This is a genomic window from Hydrogenophaga sp. R2, assembly GCF_049843595.1.
Taxonomy (GTDB): Bacteria; Pseudomonadota; Gammaproteobacteria; order Burkholderiales; family Burkholderiaceae_C; genus Hydrogenophaga.
Genome location: NZ_JBBHZN010000001.1, coordinates 172,032 through 187,994, shown reverse-complemented (window position 1 = coordinate 187,994; position 15,963 = coordinate 172,032). Strand labels below are relative to the sequence as shown.

Below are 15,963 nucleotides of genomic sequence, written 5' to 3'. Positions count from 1 at the left end.
CGCGAAATGCCGTTTTCGCATAATGTCATGCACTTTTTTGGAGCATGACCCGATGAAACACGCGTCCGTTCACGACTTCCTGGCCCAGGTGGCCCTGCGCAATCCGGGGCAGCCCGAGTTCCTGCAGGCCGTCACCGAGGTCATGGAAAGCCTGTGGCCCTTCATTGCCGCCCACCCGCGCTACGCCGAACAGGGCGTGCTGGAGCGGCTGGTGGAACCGGAGCGCGTGGTCATGTTCCGCGTGTCCTGGGTGGACGACCATGGCCAGGTGCAGGTCAACCGGGGCTACCGAATCCAGCACAGCATGGCCATCGGCCCCTACAAGGGCGGCATCCGCTTCCACCCCTCGGTGAACCTGTCGGTGCTGAAGTTCCTGGCCTTCGAACAGACCTTCAAGAACGCGCTGACCACCCTGCCCATGGGCGGCGGCAAGGGCGGCGCCGACTTCGACCCCAAGGGCAAGAGCCAGGGCGAGGTGATGCGCTTCTGCCAGGCCTTCGTGACCGAGCTGTACCGCCACGTGGGTCCCGACACCGATGTGCCGGCCGGCGACATCGGCGTGGGCGGGCGCGAGGTCGGCTTCATGGCCGGCATGTACAAGAAGCTGGCCAACAACGCGGCCAGCGTGTTCACCGGCAAGGGCCTGAGCTTCGGGGGCTCGCTCATGCGGCCCGAGGCCACCGGCTACGGCACGGTGTACTTTGCCCAGGAGATGCTGCGCACCCGGGGCAAGTCGTTCGAGGGCCTGCGGGTGTCGGTGTCCGGCTCGGGCAACGTGGCCCAGTACGCGGTGGAAAAAGCCATGGCGCTGGGTGCCAGGGTGGTCACCGTGTCGGACTCCAGCGGCACCATCGTGGACGAGGACGGTTTCACGCCCGAGAAGCTGGCCATCCTGATGGACGTGAAGAACCACCACTACGGCCGCGTGAGCGACTACGCCCAGCGCACCGGCGCCCGCTTTGAAGCCGGCGTGCGCCCCTGGCATGTGCCGGTGGACGTGGCCCTGCCGTGCGCCACCCAGAACGAGCTGGACGCCCAGGATGCCGCCACCCTGATCCGCAACGGTGTGCTGTGCGTGGCCGAAGGCGCCAACATGCCCTCGACCATCGAGGCGGCCAAGGCCTTCGAGGCGGCCGGTGTGCTGTACGCGCCGGGCAAGGCCAGCAACGCCGGCGGCGTGGCCACGTCAGGCCTGGAGATGAGCCAGAACGCCATGCGCCTGGGCTGGACCCGCGAAGAGGTGGACCGCCGCCTGCTGGAGATCATGCAGGGCATCCACGCCGCCTGCGTGCGCCACGGCCAGCGCGCCGACGGCACGGTGAGCTACATAGCCGGGGCCAACATTGCCGGCTTCGTGAAGGTGGCCGACGCCATGCTGGCCCAGGGCATCACCTGAGGCCGGTCGCGCGCAGCTGATCGGCCCAGGCCTGCAGCTGCGCCATCGGCGGGTCCATGCGGGGCCAGACCAGCCCCACCCCGTCGCCCTCGTGCCGGGGCAGCACGTGCACATGCACATGGGGCACGGTCTGCCAGCCGGCGGGGCGGTTGGTCTGCAGCAGCGTGATGCCGGCCGGTGCAAACGCCTGCTGCACGGCGCGGGCCATGCGGTGGGCCACCGCAAACAGGTGGGCGGCCTCGGCTTCGTCCAGATCGAGCAGGGTCTCGGCCACGCGGCGGGTGGCCACCAGCACATGGCCCGGGTTCACCTGGCCGGCGTCCATGAAGGCGATGACCCGGTCGTCCTCGAACACGATGGCGGCGGGTATTTCGCGGCGCGCGATGCGCGCAAACACACTGTCGGTCATGATGTGAGGCTCCGGCGTGGCGGGTGATCCGGGCATTCTCGCCTGAACTTTTGCCGCGCCACCCGCTCCACCTTTGCCATGAAGCGACTCATCGCCCTGCTGCTGGCGTCGCTCGGCCTGCTGGCCGGCTGTGCGACGCTGGACGAAAAACAGCGCCAGTGGATCTTCCAGCCCTCCGACCGCAGCTGGTCGGGCGGCTCGCTGGCGGCCGAAGACATGGACGATGTCTGGATCGAGTTCACCTCGGCCGAGACCGGCGAGCCGGTCAGGCTGCACGGCCTGTGGCACCCGCACCCCGACCTGCGCCAGCGCGCCGATGCGCCGGTGCTGCTGTACCTGCACGGTGCGCGCTGGAACGTGACCGGATCGGCCTTCCGCATCCGGCGCATGCAGGAGCTGGGCTTCTCGGTGCTGGCGGTGGACTACCGGGGCTTCGGCAAGAGCACCCCGCAGCTGCCGTCCGAGACGCTGGCCGCCGAAGACGCCCGCGCCGCCTGGGACTGGCTGGCGCAGCGCCACCCCGAGCGCCCGCGCTACATCTTCGGCCACTCGCTGGGCGGGGCGATTGCCATCGAACTGGCCCGGCAGGTGCCGGACGAGCGCGGCACCCTGGTCGAAGGCACCTTCACCTCCATCCCCGATGTGGTGAGCACCTTCCGCTGGGGCTGGCTGCCGCTGTCGCCCCTGATCACCCAGCGCTTCGAGTCGGTGCGCAAGGTGGCCGACATCGGCTCGCCGTTGCTGGTGGTTCACGGCAGCGAGGACCGGCTGATCAAGCCCGAGCTGGGTCAGAAGCTGTTCGAGGCGGCGCGCGGCCCCAAGGCCTTCGTGCTGGTCGAGGGCGGCTCGCACCACAACACCAATTCGGTCGGTCAGCCGCAGTACCGGCAGGCCCTGGCCGAGCTGTTCGGTCTGGGCGAGGCACCCCAGGCGATGCGGTGACGGCCATGGGCTGACGGCTGTCTGCCCACGGCAGTGTGCGGTCGGTGCATCTGCTACCCTCGACCGGATGTCTGCCCCCTCTTCCGCCGCCGTTGCGCCCGCTGCCATGAGCCCCGGTTTCGTGGTGCTGGCTCTGGCCCTGCTGCTGGGCCTGCAACCGGTGGCCACCGACCTCTACCTGCCCGCGCTGCCGGCGCTCACCACCGGGTTCGGCGCGCCCATGTCGCAGGCGCAACTCACGCTGACGGCACTGCTGCTGGCTTTCGGCCTGTCGCAGATGGTGTGGGGTCCGCTGTCGGACCGCTTCGGCCGCCGCCCCATCCTGCTCATCGGCCTGGGGGCCTTCGTGGCCGCCTCGGTGGGCAGCGCGCTGGCCGCCAGCATGGAGCAGCTGATTGCGTGGCGCGCCGTGCAGGGCGCCGCGCTGGGTGCGGCGGTCATGTGCGCCCGCGCCATCGTGCGCGACCTGTACGCGCCGGCCGAAGGCGCCCGCTTCATGTCGCGCGGGCTGACCGGTCTGGGCGTGATCGCCTGCTGCAGCGCCCCGCTGGGCGGCCTGTCGTCCGACCTGCTGGGCTGGCGCGCCGCGCTGCTGCTGATCGGCGTGTTCGGCGCGGTCACCCTGGCCATCATTGCCTGGCGCTTCCAGGAAACCGTGCGCCACACCAACCCGCAGGCCCTCCACCCCCGGGTGCTGATCGGCAACTGGGTGCGCATCGCGCGCCACCCCACGTTCCGGGCCTACGCCCTGCTGGCCACCGCGTCCTACGGCGGCCTGTTCACCTACCTGGCAGCATCGTCCTTCGTGTTCATCCAGGTGCTGGGCCTGAGCAAGACCCAGTACGGGCTGGTGATGTTCACCATGTCGCTGAGCTACATCAGCGGCACCGTGCTGTGCCGCCGCCTGCTGGCCCGGCTGGGGGTGCGTCGCACGGTGGCCGTGGCCGGTGCGCTGTCGCTCGTCGGGGGCAGCACCATGGGCCTGCTGGCGCTGGCGGGCGTGCAGACGGTGTGGGCCGTGGTGCTGCCGTTCTACCTGTTCATGGTGGCGCACGGCGTGCACCAGCCCTGCGGCCAGAGCGGTGCGGTGGCGCCGTTCCCGCAGTCGGCCGGCGCGGCCTCGGCGCTGGCCGGACTGATCATGATGGTCACGGCGTTTGCCATGGGCAGCTGGCTGGGCCACAGCATGGCGGCCTTCGGGCCGGGCCAGGGCAGCGTGCTGCCGCTGACCAACGGCATCTGGTTCTGGGGCGTGCTGTGTGCGCTGTGCGCCTGGACCCTGGTGCGCCGGCACGGCGAGGCACCGGCCGCCCCCCGGACCGCGGCATCCAGGGCATCCTGACCGGGCATGACCACCGCCGCCCGCCCGCGCTGCATCGCCCTGGCCGGCCCCACGGCCAGCGGCAAGAGCGCGGCCTCGCTGGCGCTGGCCCGGCACTGGCCGGTGGAGATCGTCAGCGTCGATTCGGCCCTGGTCTACCGGGGCATGGACATCGGTACCGCCAAGCCCACACCGGCCGAGCAGGCGCAGGTGCCGCACCACCTGATCGACCTCATCGAACCCACCGAGGCCTACAGCGCTGCCGCCTTCGTGCGCGACGCCACCCGGCTGGTGGATCAGATCGCCGCACGCGGCCGCACCGCCGTGCTGGTGGGCGGCACCCTGCTGTACTTCAAGGCCCTGCTGGTCGGGCTGGACGACATGCCCACCGCCGATGCGTCGGTGCGCGACGCCATCGAGGCCCGTGCCCGCGAACAAGGCTGGCCGGCGCTGCATGCCGAGCTGGCGCGGGTCGACCCGGTCAGCGCTGCCCGCCTCTTCCCCAACGATGCGCAGCGCATCCAGCGCGCGCTCGAGGTGCACGCGGTGTCGGGTCGGCCGCTGTCGGCCTGGCAGAGCGGCCGCACCCACAACCCGCACAGCCCGCTGCTGCCGCAGCACCTGATCTCGCTGGAGCCGCAGGACCGGGCCTGGCTGCACCAGCGCATTGCACAGCGCTTCGACCTCATGCTGGCCACCGGGCTGATCGACGAAGTGCGTGCGCTGCGCGCGCGCGGAGACCTGCATGCCGACCTGCCGTCCATGCGCTGCGTGGGCTACCGCCAGACCTGGGAAGCGCTGGACCTGGCCGATCCCCTGGATGCGGCCACGCTGACCGATCTGCGGGAGCGCGGCATCGCCGCCACCCGGCAGCTGGCCAAACGCCAGCTCACCTGGCTGCGCTCCATGCCCGAGCGCCGCCAGGTGGCCTGCGATGCGCCCGACGCACTCGCGCAGGTGCTGTCCATCGCCCACGAATGGCTGGGTCCTCCACCCTCACACCCATGACGCTGCACATCCAGAACCTGTCCCGGCACTACGACGACACCCTCATCTTCAAGCAGGCGAGCCTGAAGGTGGAGCAGGGCGAGTTCGTGGCCATCGTCGGCGAGTCCGGCGTGGGCAAGTCCAGCCTGCTCAACTGCATGGCGTCCCTGGACACCTGGAGCGAGGGGCAGGTCACCTGGACCGCCCCGGACGGCCGCGTGACCGATCTGGGCCGGCTGGACGAGAGCACCCGGGCACGGTGGCGGCGCAGGCATCTGGGCTTCGTGTTCCAGGCCTTCCATGTGCTGCCCCACCTGGACGTGAGGCAGAACGTCACCCTGCCGCTGATGCTGCTGGGCCGTGAGGATCCGCAGCGGGTGGAAGACCTGCTGGATGCCGTGGGCCTGACGGGCCTGGGTCATCGGCTGCCGGCCGCGCTCTCGGGCGGGCAGCTGCAGCGGGTGGCCGTGGCCCGCGCCCTGGTGCACCGGCCGGCCGTGGTGCTGGCCGACGAACCCACCGGCAACCTCGACCCCACCACCGCCGCCGGCGTGCTGGACCTGCTGCAGCAGCAGACCCGTGAAAACGGCGCCTCGCTGGTGCTGGTGACCCACTCCACCGTCGCGGCCGCACGGGCCGACCGGGTGCTGCAGCTGCGCAGCGATGGCCTGTACCCGATGGACCCGGTGCATCCCGTTACCGGCATGTAACTTGATTACATTAAACTTTGGGCTTTCTGTAACCGCACGATGCCCATGCCCGACACCCCCGCCCCCGACCGACCGCTGGACCTGGTGATCTTCGGCGGGGCCGGCGACCTGTCGGTGCGCAAGCTGCTGCCGGCGCTGTTCGCCGCCCACCGGCACGGCCATCTGCCGGCGCAGGCCCGCATCCATGTGCTGGGCCGCCAGCCCTGGGACCGCAGCAGCTTCCTGGCCTTCATCGAGGACAAGGTGGCCGGCTTCGTCGGGGCCGACGGACGCCAGAGCGGGCACTGGACCGGTTTCCTGGAGCGGCTGCAGCACGCCACGCTGGACGCCACCCGGGCCGAAGACTTCACCGCCCTGGGCCGGCAACTGCGGCCCGGTGCCGACCGGGTGTTCTACCTGGCCACCGCGCCCACCCTGTTCACCGACATCTGTGCCCACCTCGACGCCGCCGGGCTGATCAGCCCGGACAGCCGCGTGGTGCTGGAGAAGCCCCTGGGCCACGACCTGGCCTCGGCCCGCCGCATCAACGACGAGGTGGCGCGCCACTTCAGCGAGGAACGCACCTACCGCATCGACCACTACCTGGGCAAGGAGACGGTGCAGAACCTCATGGTGCTGCGCTTCGGCAACGCCATATTCGAGCCGCTGTGGCGCAGCCCCGGCATCAAGAGCATCCAGATCACCGTGGCCGAGAGCGTGGGCGTGGGCAGCCGCGCCGGCTTCTACGACGGCACCGGCGCACTGCGCGACATGGTGCAGAACCACCTGCTGCAGCTGCTGTGCATCGTGGCCATGGAGCCGCCGGTCTCGCTCGACCCCGACGCGGTGCGCGACGAGAAGCTCAAGGTGCTGCGTTCGCTGCGCCCCATGAGCCTGGCCGATGTGGCACGCGACACGGTGCGCGGCCAGTACACCGCCGGCCACATCGACGGCCAGCGCGTGCCCGGCTACCAGGACGAGGACCAGGTGCCCGCCGGCAGCCGCACCGAGACCTTCGTGGCGCTGCGCGCGCGCATCGACAACTGGCGCTGGGCCAACGTGCCCATCTTCCTGCGCACCGGCAAGCGCATGGCCGAACGCCGCAGCGAGATCGTGGTGGAGTTCGCCGACCTGCCCTGCTCGCTGTTCCCCGACACCCCGCGCCAGCCGGTCAACCGCCTGGTGCTGAGGCTGCAGCCCGAAGAACACGTGCAGCTGCAGATGATGGCCAAGGAGCCCGGCAGCGGCATGCGGCTGCGCCCGGTGCACCTGGATCTGGACCTGCAGTCGGCCTTCACCGAACGGCGGGCCGAGGCCTATGAACGCCTGCTGGTGGACGTGATCAAAGGGCGGCTGACCCACTTCATGCGGCGCGACGAACTGGAGGCCGCCTGGGCCTGGATCGACCCCGTCCTGCAAGGCTGGGAGGCGCTGGGCGAAGCGCCGCGGCCGTATGCGGCCGGCAGCTGGGGCCCGGCCGCGGCATCGAGCCTGCTGGCCAGCGAGAACGCCGCCTGGGCCGAAGCGCACTGACGAAGAGGACGAGGACGACGAGGACCCCCATGCCGACCACCGACGCCACCCCCCGCACCGACCCGATCCAGGAACACCACCACCAGCCGGCCGACACGCTGTGGCCGGCGCTGGCCGCCCACATCGGCCAGGCGCTGGAGACGGCCATGGCGCGGCGCGGCCAGGCCACGCTGGCGGTCTCGGGCGGGCGCAGCCCGGTGCCGCTGTTCGAGGCCCTGCGGCAGCTGCCGCTGGCCTGGGCGCGGGTGCATGTGATCCCGGTGGACGAACGCTGTGTGCCGCCGCTGCACGCCGACAGCAATGCCGCGCTGGTGCGCCGCCACCTGCTGCAGGAACACGCCATCGGTGCGCGCTTCGTGCCGTTCTTCGACGCCCTGCCCGATGCCCCCGAGTCGCTCGACACGCGCGACCTCGACGAACTCGCCCGCGCCGCCAGCCGCCGCGTGGCCACCCTGCTGCCGGCCGATGTGGTGGTGCTGGGCCTGGGCGAGGACGGCCACACCGCCTCGCTGTTTCCCGATGCCCCCGGCACCGCCCAGGCCCTGGCCACCGCCGAGCCGGTGGCCTGGACCCGCCCGACGCGGGCACCACACGCCCGCCTCACCCTGAGCCTGACCGCCCTGCGCGGCGCCGGCCTGCTGGAACTCCCGCTGTGCGGGGCGGTCAAGCAATCGGTCTACCGGCAGGCACTGCAAGGCGATGCTTCGGCGGACCGCCCGCTGTCGCTGCTGCTGGCCCGCAGCAGCGACCGGCCGCCGCCACCGCTGCATGTGTGGCTGGCGCCCTGATTCCCCATGCCCATGAACGACACCCCCCCTCCCCTGCATCCGGTGCTGGCCGCGGTCACCGAGCGCATCCGCCAGCGCAGCGCTGCCAGCCGTGCCGACTACCTGGGCCGCATGGCGCAGCAGCGCCGCGATGGCCGGCAACGCGCCGGCCTGGGCTGCGCCAACATGGCCCACACCACGGCCGCGCTGCCGGGTGACGACCGCCTGCGCATCCACGCCGAACGGGCCCCGCACCTCGGCATCGTCACCGCCTACAACGACATGCTCTCGGCCCACCAGCCGTTCGAGCACTACCCCGCCCTCATCCGCGACCATGCACGCGCCATCGGCGCCACCGCGCAGGTGGCCGGCGGTGTGCCCGCCATGTGCGACGGCATCACCCAGGGCGAGGCCGGCATGGAGCTCTCGCTGTTCTCGCGCGACGTGATCGCGCTGTCCACCACGGTGGCGCTCTCGCACAACGTGTTCGACGCCGCGCTCATGCTCGGCGTGTGCGACAAGATCGTGCCCGGCCTGCTCATGGGCGCGCTGTCCTTCGGCCACCTGCCGGTGGTGTTCGTGCCGGCCGGCCCCATGGCCAGCGGCCTGTCCAACGACGACAAGGCCCGGGTGCGCCAGCAGTACGCCCAGGGCCTGGTGGGCCGCGAGGCGCTGCTGGCCTCCGAAGCCCAGGCCTACCACAGCCCCGGCACCTGCACCTTCTACGGCACGGCCAACAGCAACCAGATGCTGATGGAGATCATGGGCCTGCACCTGCCGGGCAGCTCCTTCGTGCCACCCCACGGCCCGCTGCGCCAGGCGCTCACCCGCGCGGCGGTGGACACCGCCGTGCGCCATGCTGCCCCGGGCGGCGTGATGCTGGCCGAGGTGGTGGACGAACGCAGCGTGGTCAACGGCATGGTCGGCCTGCTGGCCACCGGCGGCTCCACCAACCACACCCTGCACCTGGTGGCCATGGCGCGCGCCGCCGGCGTGCTGATCGACTGGGACGACTTTGCCGAGCTGTCTGCCGCCGTGCCGCTGCTGGCCCGCATCTACCCCAACGGCAGCGCCGACGTGAACCACTTCCATGCCGCCGGCGGCATGCCCTGGCTGGTGCGCGAACTGCGCAGCGCCGGCCTGCTGCACGACAACGTGACCACCGTGGCGGGCCAGGGCCTGCTGCCTTACACGCGTGAACCCTGGCTCGACGGCGAGCGCCTGGCCTGGCGCGAGGTGCCCGCCGCCAGCGGTGATGCCACCGTGCTGCGGCCGGTGGCCGATCCCTTCAGCGCCGATGGCGGCTTGCGCCTGCTGCGCGGCAACCTGGGCCGCAGCGTGATCAAGGTGTCGGCCGTCAAGCCGCAGCACCGCGTGGTGCGCGCCCCGGCCCGGGTGTTCCACGACCAGGCCGAGCTGCTGGCCGAGTTCGCCGCCGGTGGCCTGCGCCACGACCTGGTGGCCGTGGTGCGTTACCAGGGGCCGCGGGCCAACGGCATGCCCGAGCTGCACAAGCTCACGCCCGCACTGGCCGTGCTGCAGGACGCCGGCCACGCGGTGGCCCTGGTCACCGACGGCCGCATGTCGGGCGCGTCCGGCAAGGTGCCGGCGGCCATCCACCTGAGCCCCGAAGCCCTGGCCGACGGCCCCATCGCCCGCGTGCGCGACGGCGACCTCATCACCCTGGACGCCGAGCGTGGCCTGCTGCAGCTGGAGGTGGACGACGCCACCCTGGCCGCGCGCACGGTGCAGCACCCCGAGCTGTCGGCCCACAGCCACGGCGTGGGCCGCGAACTGTTTGCGTTGTTCCGCCAGCACGCTGGTGTGGCCGAGCAGGGTGCGTCACCGCTGTTCCCTCCCTTGCCCCATCCGCTGACATGACCGTTGCCTCCCTGCCTGCCCTGCCCGCCTTCCGCTCCCGCGTGGTGCCGGTGGTGGTAATCGACGACGCCCGCACCGCCGTGCCGCTGGCCCAGGCCCTGCTGGAGGGCGGCATCGACGTCATGGAAATCACCCTGCGCTCCGACGCCGCGCTGGCCGCCATCGAAGCCGTGGCCCGCGCCGTGCCGGCCATGCACCTGGGTGCCGGCACCGTCACCCGCGCCGCCGACGTGCCGCGCGTGGTGGACGCCGGTGCGCGCTTCGCGCTGTCGCCCGGCTGCACCGAGGCCCTGGTGGACGCGGTGCGCGCCGTGGGCCTGCCCTTCATCCCCGGCGTCATGACGCCCGGCGAAGTGATGCGCGCCCGCGAACACGGCTTCCTGCTGCAGAAGCTCTTCCCGGCCGTGCAGGCCGGTGGCGTGCCCCTGCTGCGGGCGCTGGCCGCGCCGCTGCCCGATGTGCGCTTCTGCCCCACCGGCGGGCTGACCCCCGACAATCTCGCGTCTTTCCTGGACCAGCCCAACGTGGCCATGGCCGGCGGCTCCTGGCTCACGCCGGCCGACGCCGTGGCCGCGGGCGACTGGTCCCGCATCACCCGCCTGGCCCGTGAGGCCGTGGCGCTTTCCGCTCCCGCATGACCCTTCCTGCCCACCGCCCCCATCCCGTCGACCTGCCCGCCTGGAGCCGTCTGGCCGCCCTGGCCCAAGCCGGGCAGCCCCACCTGCGCGAGCTGCTGGCCACCGAGCCCGACCGCGCGCAGCGCCTGACGCTGCAGGCCGCCGGCATCACGCTGGACGCCACCCGCCAGCGCCTCACGCCCGCCGTGGAAGCCGCCCTGGTGGAACTGGCCCTGCAGGCCGACCTGCCCGGTCAGCGCGACGCCATGTTCCGGGGCGAGCCCATCAACACCACCGAGCAGCGCCCGGTGCTGCACGTGGCCCTGCGCGGCGGCCGTGCCACGCCCGACGCCCCCCACCCCTGGCCGGCCGAGGTGAGCCAGAGCGTGGCGCGCGAACTCGACCGCATGACCGCCTTTGCCGAGCAGCTGCGTGCCGGCCAGGTGAAGGGATCGGACGGGCAGGCCTGTACCGACGTGGTCAACATCGGCATCGGCGGCTCCGACCTGGGGCCGCGCATGGCCACCGAGGCGCTGGCGCAGCAGGTGCACCCCGGCGTGCGGGTGCACTACCTGGCCAACCCGGACGCGTGGGCGCTGTGGAGCGTGCTGCGCACGCTGGATGCCCGGCGCACGCTGTTCATCGTGGCCAGCAAGACCTTCACCACGCAGGAAACGCTGGCCAATGCCGCCACCGCACGCCGCTGGCTGCTCGACCAGGGCATCCCCGAGGCCGGCCTGCACCAGCACCTGGTGGCCGTGACCGCCGCCCCCGACGAGGCCGCGAAACACGGCCATCCGCCCGAGCGCACCTTCCTGTTCAGCGACTGGGTGGGCGGGCGGTATTCGCTGTGGTCGGCCCTGGGCCTGCCGCTGGCCGTGGCCATCGGGCGCGAGGCCTTCCTGCAGCTGCTGGCCGGCGCCCGCGCCATGGACCTGCACTTCCTGCAGGCGCCGCCGGCACAGAACCTGCCCATGCGGCTGGCGCTGCACGGCGTGTGGAACCGCAACTTCCTGGCCATGCCCAGCCTCATGCTGGCCGCCTACACCGCGCGCCTGGGCCGCTTCACGCCCTATGTGCAGCAGATGGACATGGAGAGCAACGGCAAGCACACCCACATTGATGGTGTGCCGGTCACGGTGGACACCGGCCCGGTCATCTGGGGCGGCCTGGGCATGGACGGCCAGCACGCCTTCTACCAGCTCATCCACCAGGGCCGCCACCAAGTGGCGGTGGACTTCATCGGCGTGCGAACCGACGACACGCCCCTGCCCCTGGCTGCCGACCACCTGGCCCTGGTCAACCGCAACCTGGTGGCCCAGGCCGAGGCCATGGCCCAGGGCCGCAGCCTGGACGACACCCTGGCCATGCTGCGCCGCCAGGGCATGCCCGAGGCACAGGCCCAGGCCCTGGCGCCGCACCGCCAGTTCCATGGCAACACACCCAGCCATGTGTTCTGGCTGGAGCGGCTCGATGCCTTCAGCCTGGGCGCCCTGGCCGCACTCTTCGAGCACCGCGTGTTCTGCCAGGCCGCGCTGTGGAACATCAACGCCTACGACCAGTGGGGCGTGGAGCTGGGCAAGACCCTGGCCAAGGCGATGGAACAGGGACAGTAGCCGGTGGTCGGGCCACGCCGAGGTTGACAGATTGGTGAGGAGAGCGGGCCGGCATCGGCACCACCTAAGCGGTCATTCCACCACGGCAAAGGCCCGCCATGCTCAGCACATCCAACTCCGGTTCCCAGCAGGATTCTTCACGCCTGTCCAATCACCGCGACCTGCCTGCGGTCATCCTGCGACTGGACACCCCGGCTGCCCGTCTTGCGCTGACCGCCATGAGCGAGCAGGACCTGCAGCAACTCGCCACCTCGCGCGGGTTTGCATCAGCCCATCACCCGTACAGCTTCGAAGTCCGTTTCGTGCTGGCCGACCAGGACAAGGCTGTGGGCTACTACAACCGCTTCGACGTCAACCACCCTTCCATCCGGCGGCGCTACAACGAGCACCAGGTCAAGAACTTCCTGGGCAACGAGGCCGATGACCACGAGTCCAACTCGACCGTGGGTGCGTCGTGGGACCACGACGGCTCCTTCGGCATCCACACCTCGACCCGGCACCACAAAATGCCCCGGCTGGTGTCGGCCAGCACCTGGGCCGCCCTGCAGCAGCCCGACTGGACCCGGTTTGACGGGCTGATCCTGCCGGCGGAAATCGAGGCACTCCAGGCCCGCCATCGGGCTTTCATCGAATCGAAGCCCCTGGTGGTGCAGGACGGTGAATGGGGATCGACCGAGGTGGCCAAGGCCATGGACGTGGATGCACTGCGCATCCAGCTGGAGACCTTCGACACCGCGACAGCGAACGCAACGACGCCGGTCGAACAGCGCAAGGCCCTGGACCAGCTGAGCAACGCGGTCCTGGCGCTGGAAACGCCGCTGGCCCGCCACGCCGGTGCCTGGGCCGTGCAGCAGCGTGAATCGCAGGCATCAGGGCAACCGAGCACCCCGTTCTTCGATCAGGAGGGCTGGTTGCGCGAGATCCAGGCGTCGGGTCGGCAGGTCAGCGCCTGATGCCCCTCACCCGCCGCAGATGCGGGCCTTCGCTTCGGCGTACTCGCGCTTGAAGCGGGCCACCAGGTCGGCGGCGGGCACCACCTCGCGGATGGCGCCGATGCCCTGGCCGCAGCCCCAGATGTCGCGCCACGCCTTGGCGGCATTCGCGCCTTCGCCGGTGCTGAAGTTCATCTTGCTGGGGTCGCTCTGGGGCAGGTTGTCCGGGTCCATGCCGGCATTGCGGATGCTGCCCTTGAGGTAGTTGCCGTGCACGCCGGTGTAGAAGTTGCTGTAGACGATGTCGTCCGAATTGCTCTCGGTGATCATCTGCTTGTAGCCGTCGACCGCACGGGCCTCATGGGTGGCGATGAAGGCCGAGCCGATGTAGGCAAAGTCGGCGCCCATGGCCTGCGCGGCCAGGATGGCACCGCCCGAGGCGATGGAGCCCGAGAGCGCCACCGGGCCGCCGAACCATTCGCGGATCTCCTGCACCATGGCAAAGGGGCTCTTCACGCTGGCGTGGCCGCCGGCACCCGCCGCCACCGGGATGAGGCCGTCGGCCCCCTTCTCGATGGCCTTGTGGGCGAACACATTGTTGATGACGTCGTGCAGCACCACGCCGCCCCAGCTGTGCACCGCCTGGTTCACGTCCTCGCGGGCGCCCAGGCTGGTGATGACGATGGGCACCTTGTACTTGGCGCACACCTGCAGGTCGTGCTCGAGCCGGTCGTTGCTCTTGTGCACGATCTGGTTGATGGCAAACGGCGCGGCCGGGTTGTCGGGGTTCGCGCGGTCGTGTTCGGCCAGGGCTTCGGTGATCTCGTGCAGCCACTCGTCCAGCTGCGAGGCCGGGCGGGCATTGAGCGCGGGCATGGAGCCCACCACACCGGCCTTGCACTGGGCAATGACCAGCTTGGGGTTGCTGATGATGAACAGCGGCGAGCCGATCACCGGGAATCGGATGTTCTTGAGAACCGGCGGCAGGCTGCGGGCGGGTGCGGTCATGTTGTCTCCAGGGTGGGGGTGATCAGAACGCGTCGGCGGTCAGTGCGGTCACGGCCTCGGCACCTTCCACGATGGCATCGCGGATGCCCGGGGCGCGGCTGAGGATGTGGTCGGCATAGAAACGGGCCGTGGTGATCTTGGCCTGCATGAAGGCCACGTCCTGTCCCTGGGCCGACAGCTTCTCGGCCACCAGCAGGGCGCGGCCGAGCTGCCAGCCGGCCATGAGGTTGCCGGCCAGCATGAGGTAGGGCACGCTGCCGGCAAACGCGGCGTTGGGGTTGCTGCGGGTGTTGGCGGCGATGAAGTCCACCACCTCGATGAAGGCTTCGCGGGCGGCCTTCAGGCGCTTGGCCACGGCCTGGGCCTGGGCGCTGCCGGCGGCCAGCTCGGCCTCGGTGACGGCGATCTGCGCGGCAATGGCCTTGGCGGTGGCACCGCCGTCGCGCGCGGTCTTGCGGCCCACCAGATCGTTGGCCTGGATGGCGGTGGTGCCTTCGTAAATGGTCAGGATCTTGGCGTCGCGGTAGTACTGGGCTGCGCCGGTTTCCTCGATGAAGCCCATGCCGCCGTGCACCTGCACGCCCAGGCTGGTGACCTCCAGGCTCATCTCGGTGCTGTAGCCCTTGACCAGCGGCACCATGAATTCGTAGAAGGTGGCGTTCTGCTGGCGCACCGCCGCATCCGGGTGGTGGTGGGCGGCGTCGAATGCGGCAGCGGCCACGCTGGCCATGGCACGGCAGCCCTCGGTGGTGGCGCGCATGGTCATGAGCATGCGCTTGACATCGGGGTGGTGAATGATGGGCGCAGCGGTGGTGAAGCTGCCGTCCACCGGGCGGCTCTGCACCCGGTCGCGGGCGTACTGCACCGCCTTCTGGTAGGCCCGCTCGCTGATGGCGATGCCCTGCACGCCCACGGCGTAACGGGCGGCGTTCATCATGATGAACATGTACTCCAGACCGCGGTTCTCCTGGCCCACCAGGAAGCCGGTGGCGCCACCGTGGTCGCCGTACTGCAGCACGGCGGTGGGGCTGGCCTTGATGCCCATCTTGTGTTCCACGCTCACGCAGTACACATCGTTGCGCGCGCCCAGCGAGCCGTCGTCGTTGACCATGAACTTGGGCACCACGAACAGGCTGATGCCCTTCACGCCCTCGGGCGCGCCGACCACGCGGGCCAGCACCAGGTGCACGATGTTGCCGGCCATGTCGTGCTCGCCGTAGGTGATGTAGATCTTGGTGCCGAAGATCTTGTAGGTGCCGTCCGGCTGCGGCTCGGCGCGGGTGCGCACGGCGGCCAGGTCGGAGCCGGCCTGCGGCTCGGTCAGGTTCATGGTGCCGGTCCATTCACCGGTGACCAGACGGCTGAGGTACTTGTCCTTCATCTCGTCGCTGCCGGCGGTCAGCAGGGCTTCGATGGCACCGTCGGTGAGCAGCGGGCACAGCGCGAAGCTCATGTTGGCGCTGTTGAGCATTTCGCCGCAGGCCGCGCCGATGGTCTTGGGCAGGCCCTGGCCGCCGAACTCCACCGGGTGCTGCAGGCCCTGCCAGCCGCCCTCGGCGTACTGGCGGTAGGCCTCCTTGAAGCCCGGGGTGGTGGTGACCACGCCGTCCTTCACGAAGGACGGGTTCTTGTCGCCTTCCCAGTTCAGCGGGGCGATCACGCCCTCGTTGAGCTTGGCGCATTCCTCCAGCACCGCCTGCGCGGTTTCCAGACCGGCGTCTTCAAACCCCGGCAGGGCCGCCACCTGGTCGATGCGCGCCAGGTGCTCGATGTTGAACAGCATGTCCTTGATGGGGGCAACGTAACTCACTGCGGGTCTCCTGAAATTCGTCGGTCGGGATGTCGGGTGCAAAAAAAGGGCATCA

14 protein-coding genes are annotated in these 15,963 nt (G+C 70.7%); 11 read left to right on the top strand and 3 right to left on the bottom strand.

What is annotated here, in order from left to right; all coding sequences use genetic code 11:
* Positions 1 to 52 precede the first annotated feature (52 nt).
* Positions 53 to 1,396 (top strand): NADP-specific glutamate dehydrogenase, encoded by a 1,344-nt coding sequence (gene gdhA, locus WD026_RS00910; protein WP_425721786.1) that lies wholly within the window; start codon positions 53 to 55, stop codon positions 1,394 to 1,396.
* Here gdhA and WD026_RS00905 read toward each other — a convergent pair.
* Entirely contained in the window at positions 1,389 to 1,805 is a 417-nt protein-coding gene (locus WD026_RS00905; protein ID WP_425721785.1) for an HIT family protein, read from the bottom strand. The genes gdhA and WD026_RS00905 overlap by 8 nt on opposite strands.
* 78 nt (positions 1,806 to 1,883) lie before the next feature.
* On the opposite strand from WD026_RS00905, the gene WD026_RS00900 reads away from it, so the two are divergent.
* The 10 genes from WD026_RS00900 to WD026_RS00855 all read left to right on the top strand — a co-directional run bounded on the left by WD026_RS00900 (position 1,884) and on the right by WD026_RS00855 (position 13,111).
* Positions 1,884 to 2,747, top strand: a complete 864-nt coding sequence (locus tag WD026_RS00900; protein ID WP_425721784.1) for an alpha/beta hydrolase — start codon at positions 1,884 to 1,886, stop codon at positions 2,745 to 2,747.
* A gap of 67 nt (positions 2,748 to 2,814) precedes the next feature.
* Positions 2,815 to 4,089 (top strand): Bcr/CflA family efflux MFS transporter, encoded by a 1,275-nt coding sequence (locus WD026_RS00895; RefSeq protein ID WP_425721783.1) that lies wholly within the window; start codon positions 2,815 to 2,817, stop codon positions 4,087 to 4,089.
* A 6-nt stretch (positions 4,090 to 4,095) separates the two neighbouring features.
* Positions 4,096 to 5,076 carry a tRNA (adenosine(37)-N6)-dimethylallyltransferase MiaA gene (gene miaA / locus WD026_RS00890; RefSeq protein WP_425721782.1) on the top strand — a complete coding sequence of 327 codons (981 nt, stop codon included), beginning with the start codon at positions 4,096 to 4,098 and terminating at the stop codon, positions 5,074 to 5,076.
* Entirely contained in the window at positions 5,073 to 5,765 is a 693-nt protein-coding gene (locus tag WD026_RS00885) for an ABC transporter ATP-binding protein (protein ID WP_425721781.1), read from the top strand. The genes miaA and WD026_RS00885 overlap by 4 nt, the downstream gene beginning before the upstream one ends.
* Positions 5,766 to 5,804: 39 nt before the next feature.
* Positions 5,805 to 7,277 (top strand): glucose-6-phosphate dehydrogenase, encoded by a 1,473-nt coding sequence (zwf, locus tag WD026_RS00880; protein ID WP_425721780.1) that lies wholly within the window; start codon positions 5,805 to 5,807, stop codon positions 7,275 to 7,277.
* Between the two features lie 29 nt (positions 7,278 to 7,306).
* Positions 7,307 to 8,065: a 6-phosphogluconolactonase gene (gene pgl / locus WD026_RS00875; protein ID WP_425721779.1), complete on the top strand. Its 759-nt coding sequence runs from the start codon at positions 7,307 to 7,309 to the stop codon at positions 8,063 to 8,065.
* A 12-nt stretch (positions 8,066 to 8,077) separates the two neighbouring features.
* Complete coding sequence (gene edd / locus WD026_RS00870; protein WP_425721778.1) at positions 8,078 to 9,925, top strand: phosphogluconate dehydratase; 1,848 nt, start codon at positions 8,078 to 8,080, stop codon at positions 9,923 to 9,925.
* Positions 9,922 to 10,563, top strand: a complete 642-nt coding sequence (gene eda / locus WD026_RS00865; RefSeq protein ID WP_425721777.1) for a bifunctional 4-hydroxy-2-oxoglutarate aldolase/2-dehydro-3-deoxy-phosphogluconate aldolase — start codon at positions 9,922 to 9,924, stop codon at positions 10,561 to 10,563. Before edd ends, eda begins: the two co-directional genes overlap by 4 nt.
* Positions 10,560 to 12,158, top strand: a complete 1,599-nt coding sequence (pgi, locus tag WD026_RS00860) for a glucose-6-phosphate isomerase (protein WP_425721776.1) — start codon at positions 10,560 to 10,562, stop codon at positions 12,156 to 12,158. The genes eda and pgi overlap by 4 nt, the downstream gene beginning before the upstream one ends.
* A 98-nt stretch (positions 12,159 to 12,256) precedes the next feature.
* Positions 12,257 to 13,111: a hypothetical protein gene (locus WD026_RS00855; protein ID WP_425721775.1), complete on the top strand. Its 855-nt coding sequence runs from the start codon at positions 12,257 to 12,259 to the stop codon at positions 13,109 to 13,111.
* 6 nt (positions 13,112 to 13,117) lie between these two features.
* On the opposite strand, the gene WD026_RS00850 is transcribed toward WD026_RS00855, so the two are convergent.
* On the bottom strand, positions 13,118 to 14,098 hold the full coding sequence (locus tag WD026_RS00850) for an NAD(P)H-dependent flavin oxidoreductase (RefSeq protein WP_425721774.1): 981 nt from the start codon (positions 14,096 to 14,098) through the stop codon (positions 13,118 to 13,120).
* Between the two features lie 22 nt (positions 14,099 to 14,120).
* Positions 14,121 to 15,908, bottom strand: a complete 1,788-nt coding sequence (locus WD026_RS00845) for an acyl-CoA dehydrogenase (protein WP_425721773.1) — start codon at positions 15,906 to 15,908, stop codon at positions 14,121 to 14,123.
* Between the last annotated feature and the right edge of the window lie 55 nt (positions 15,909 to 15,963).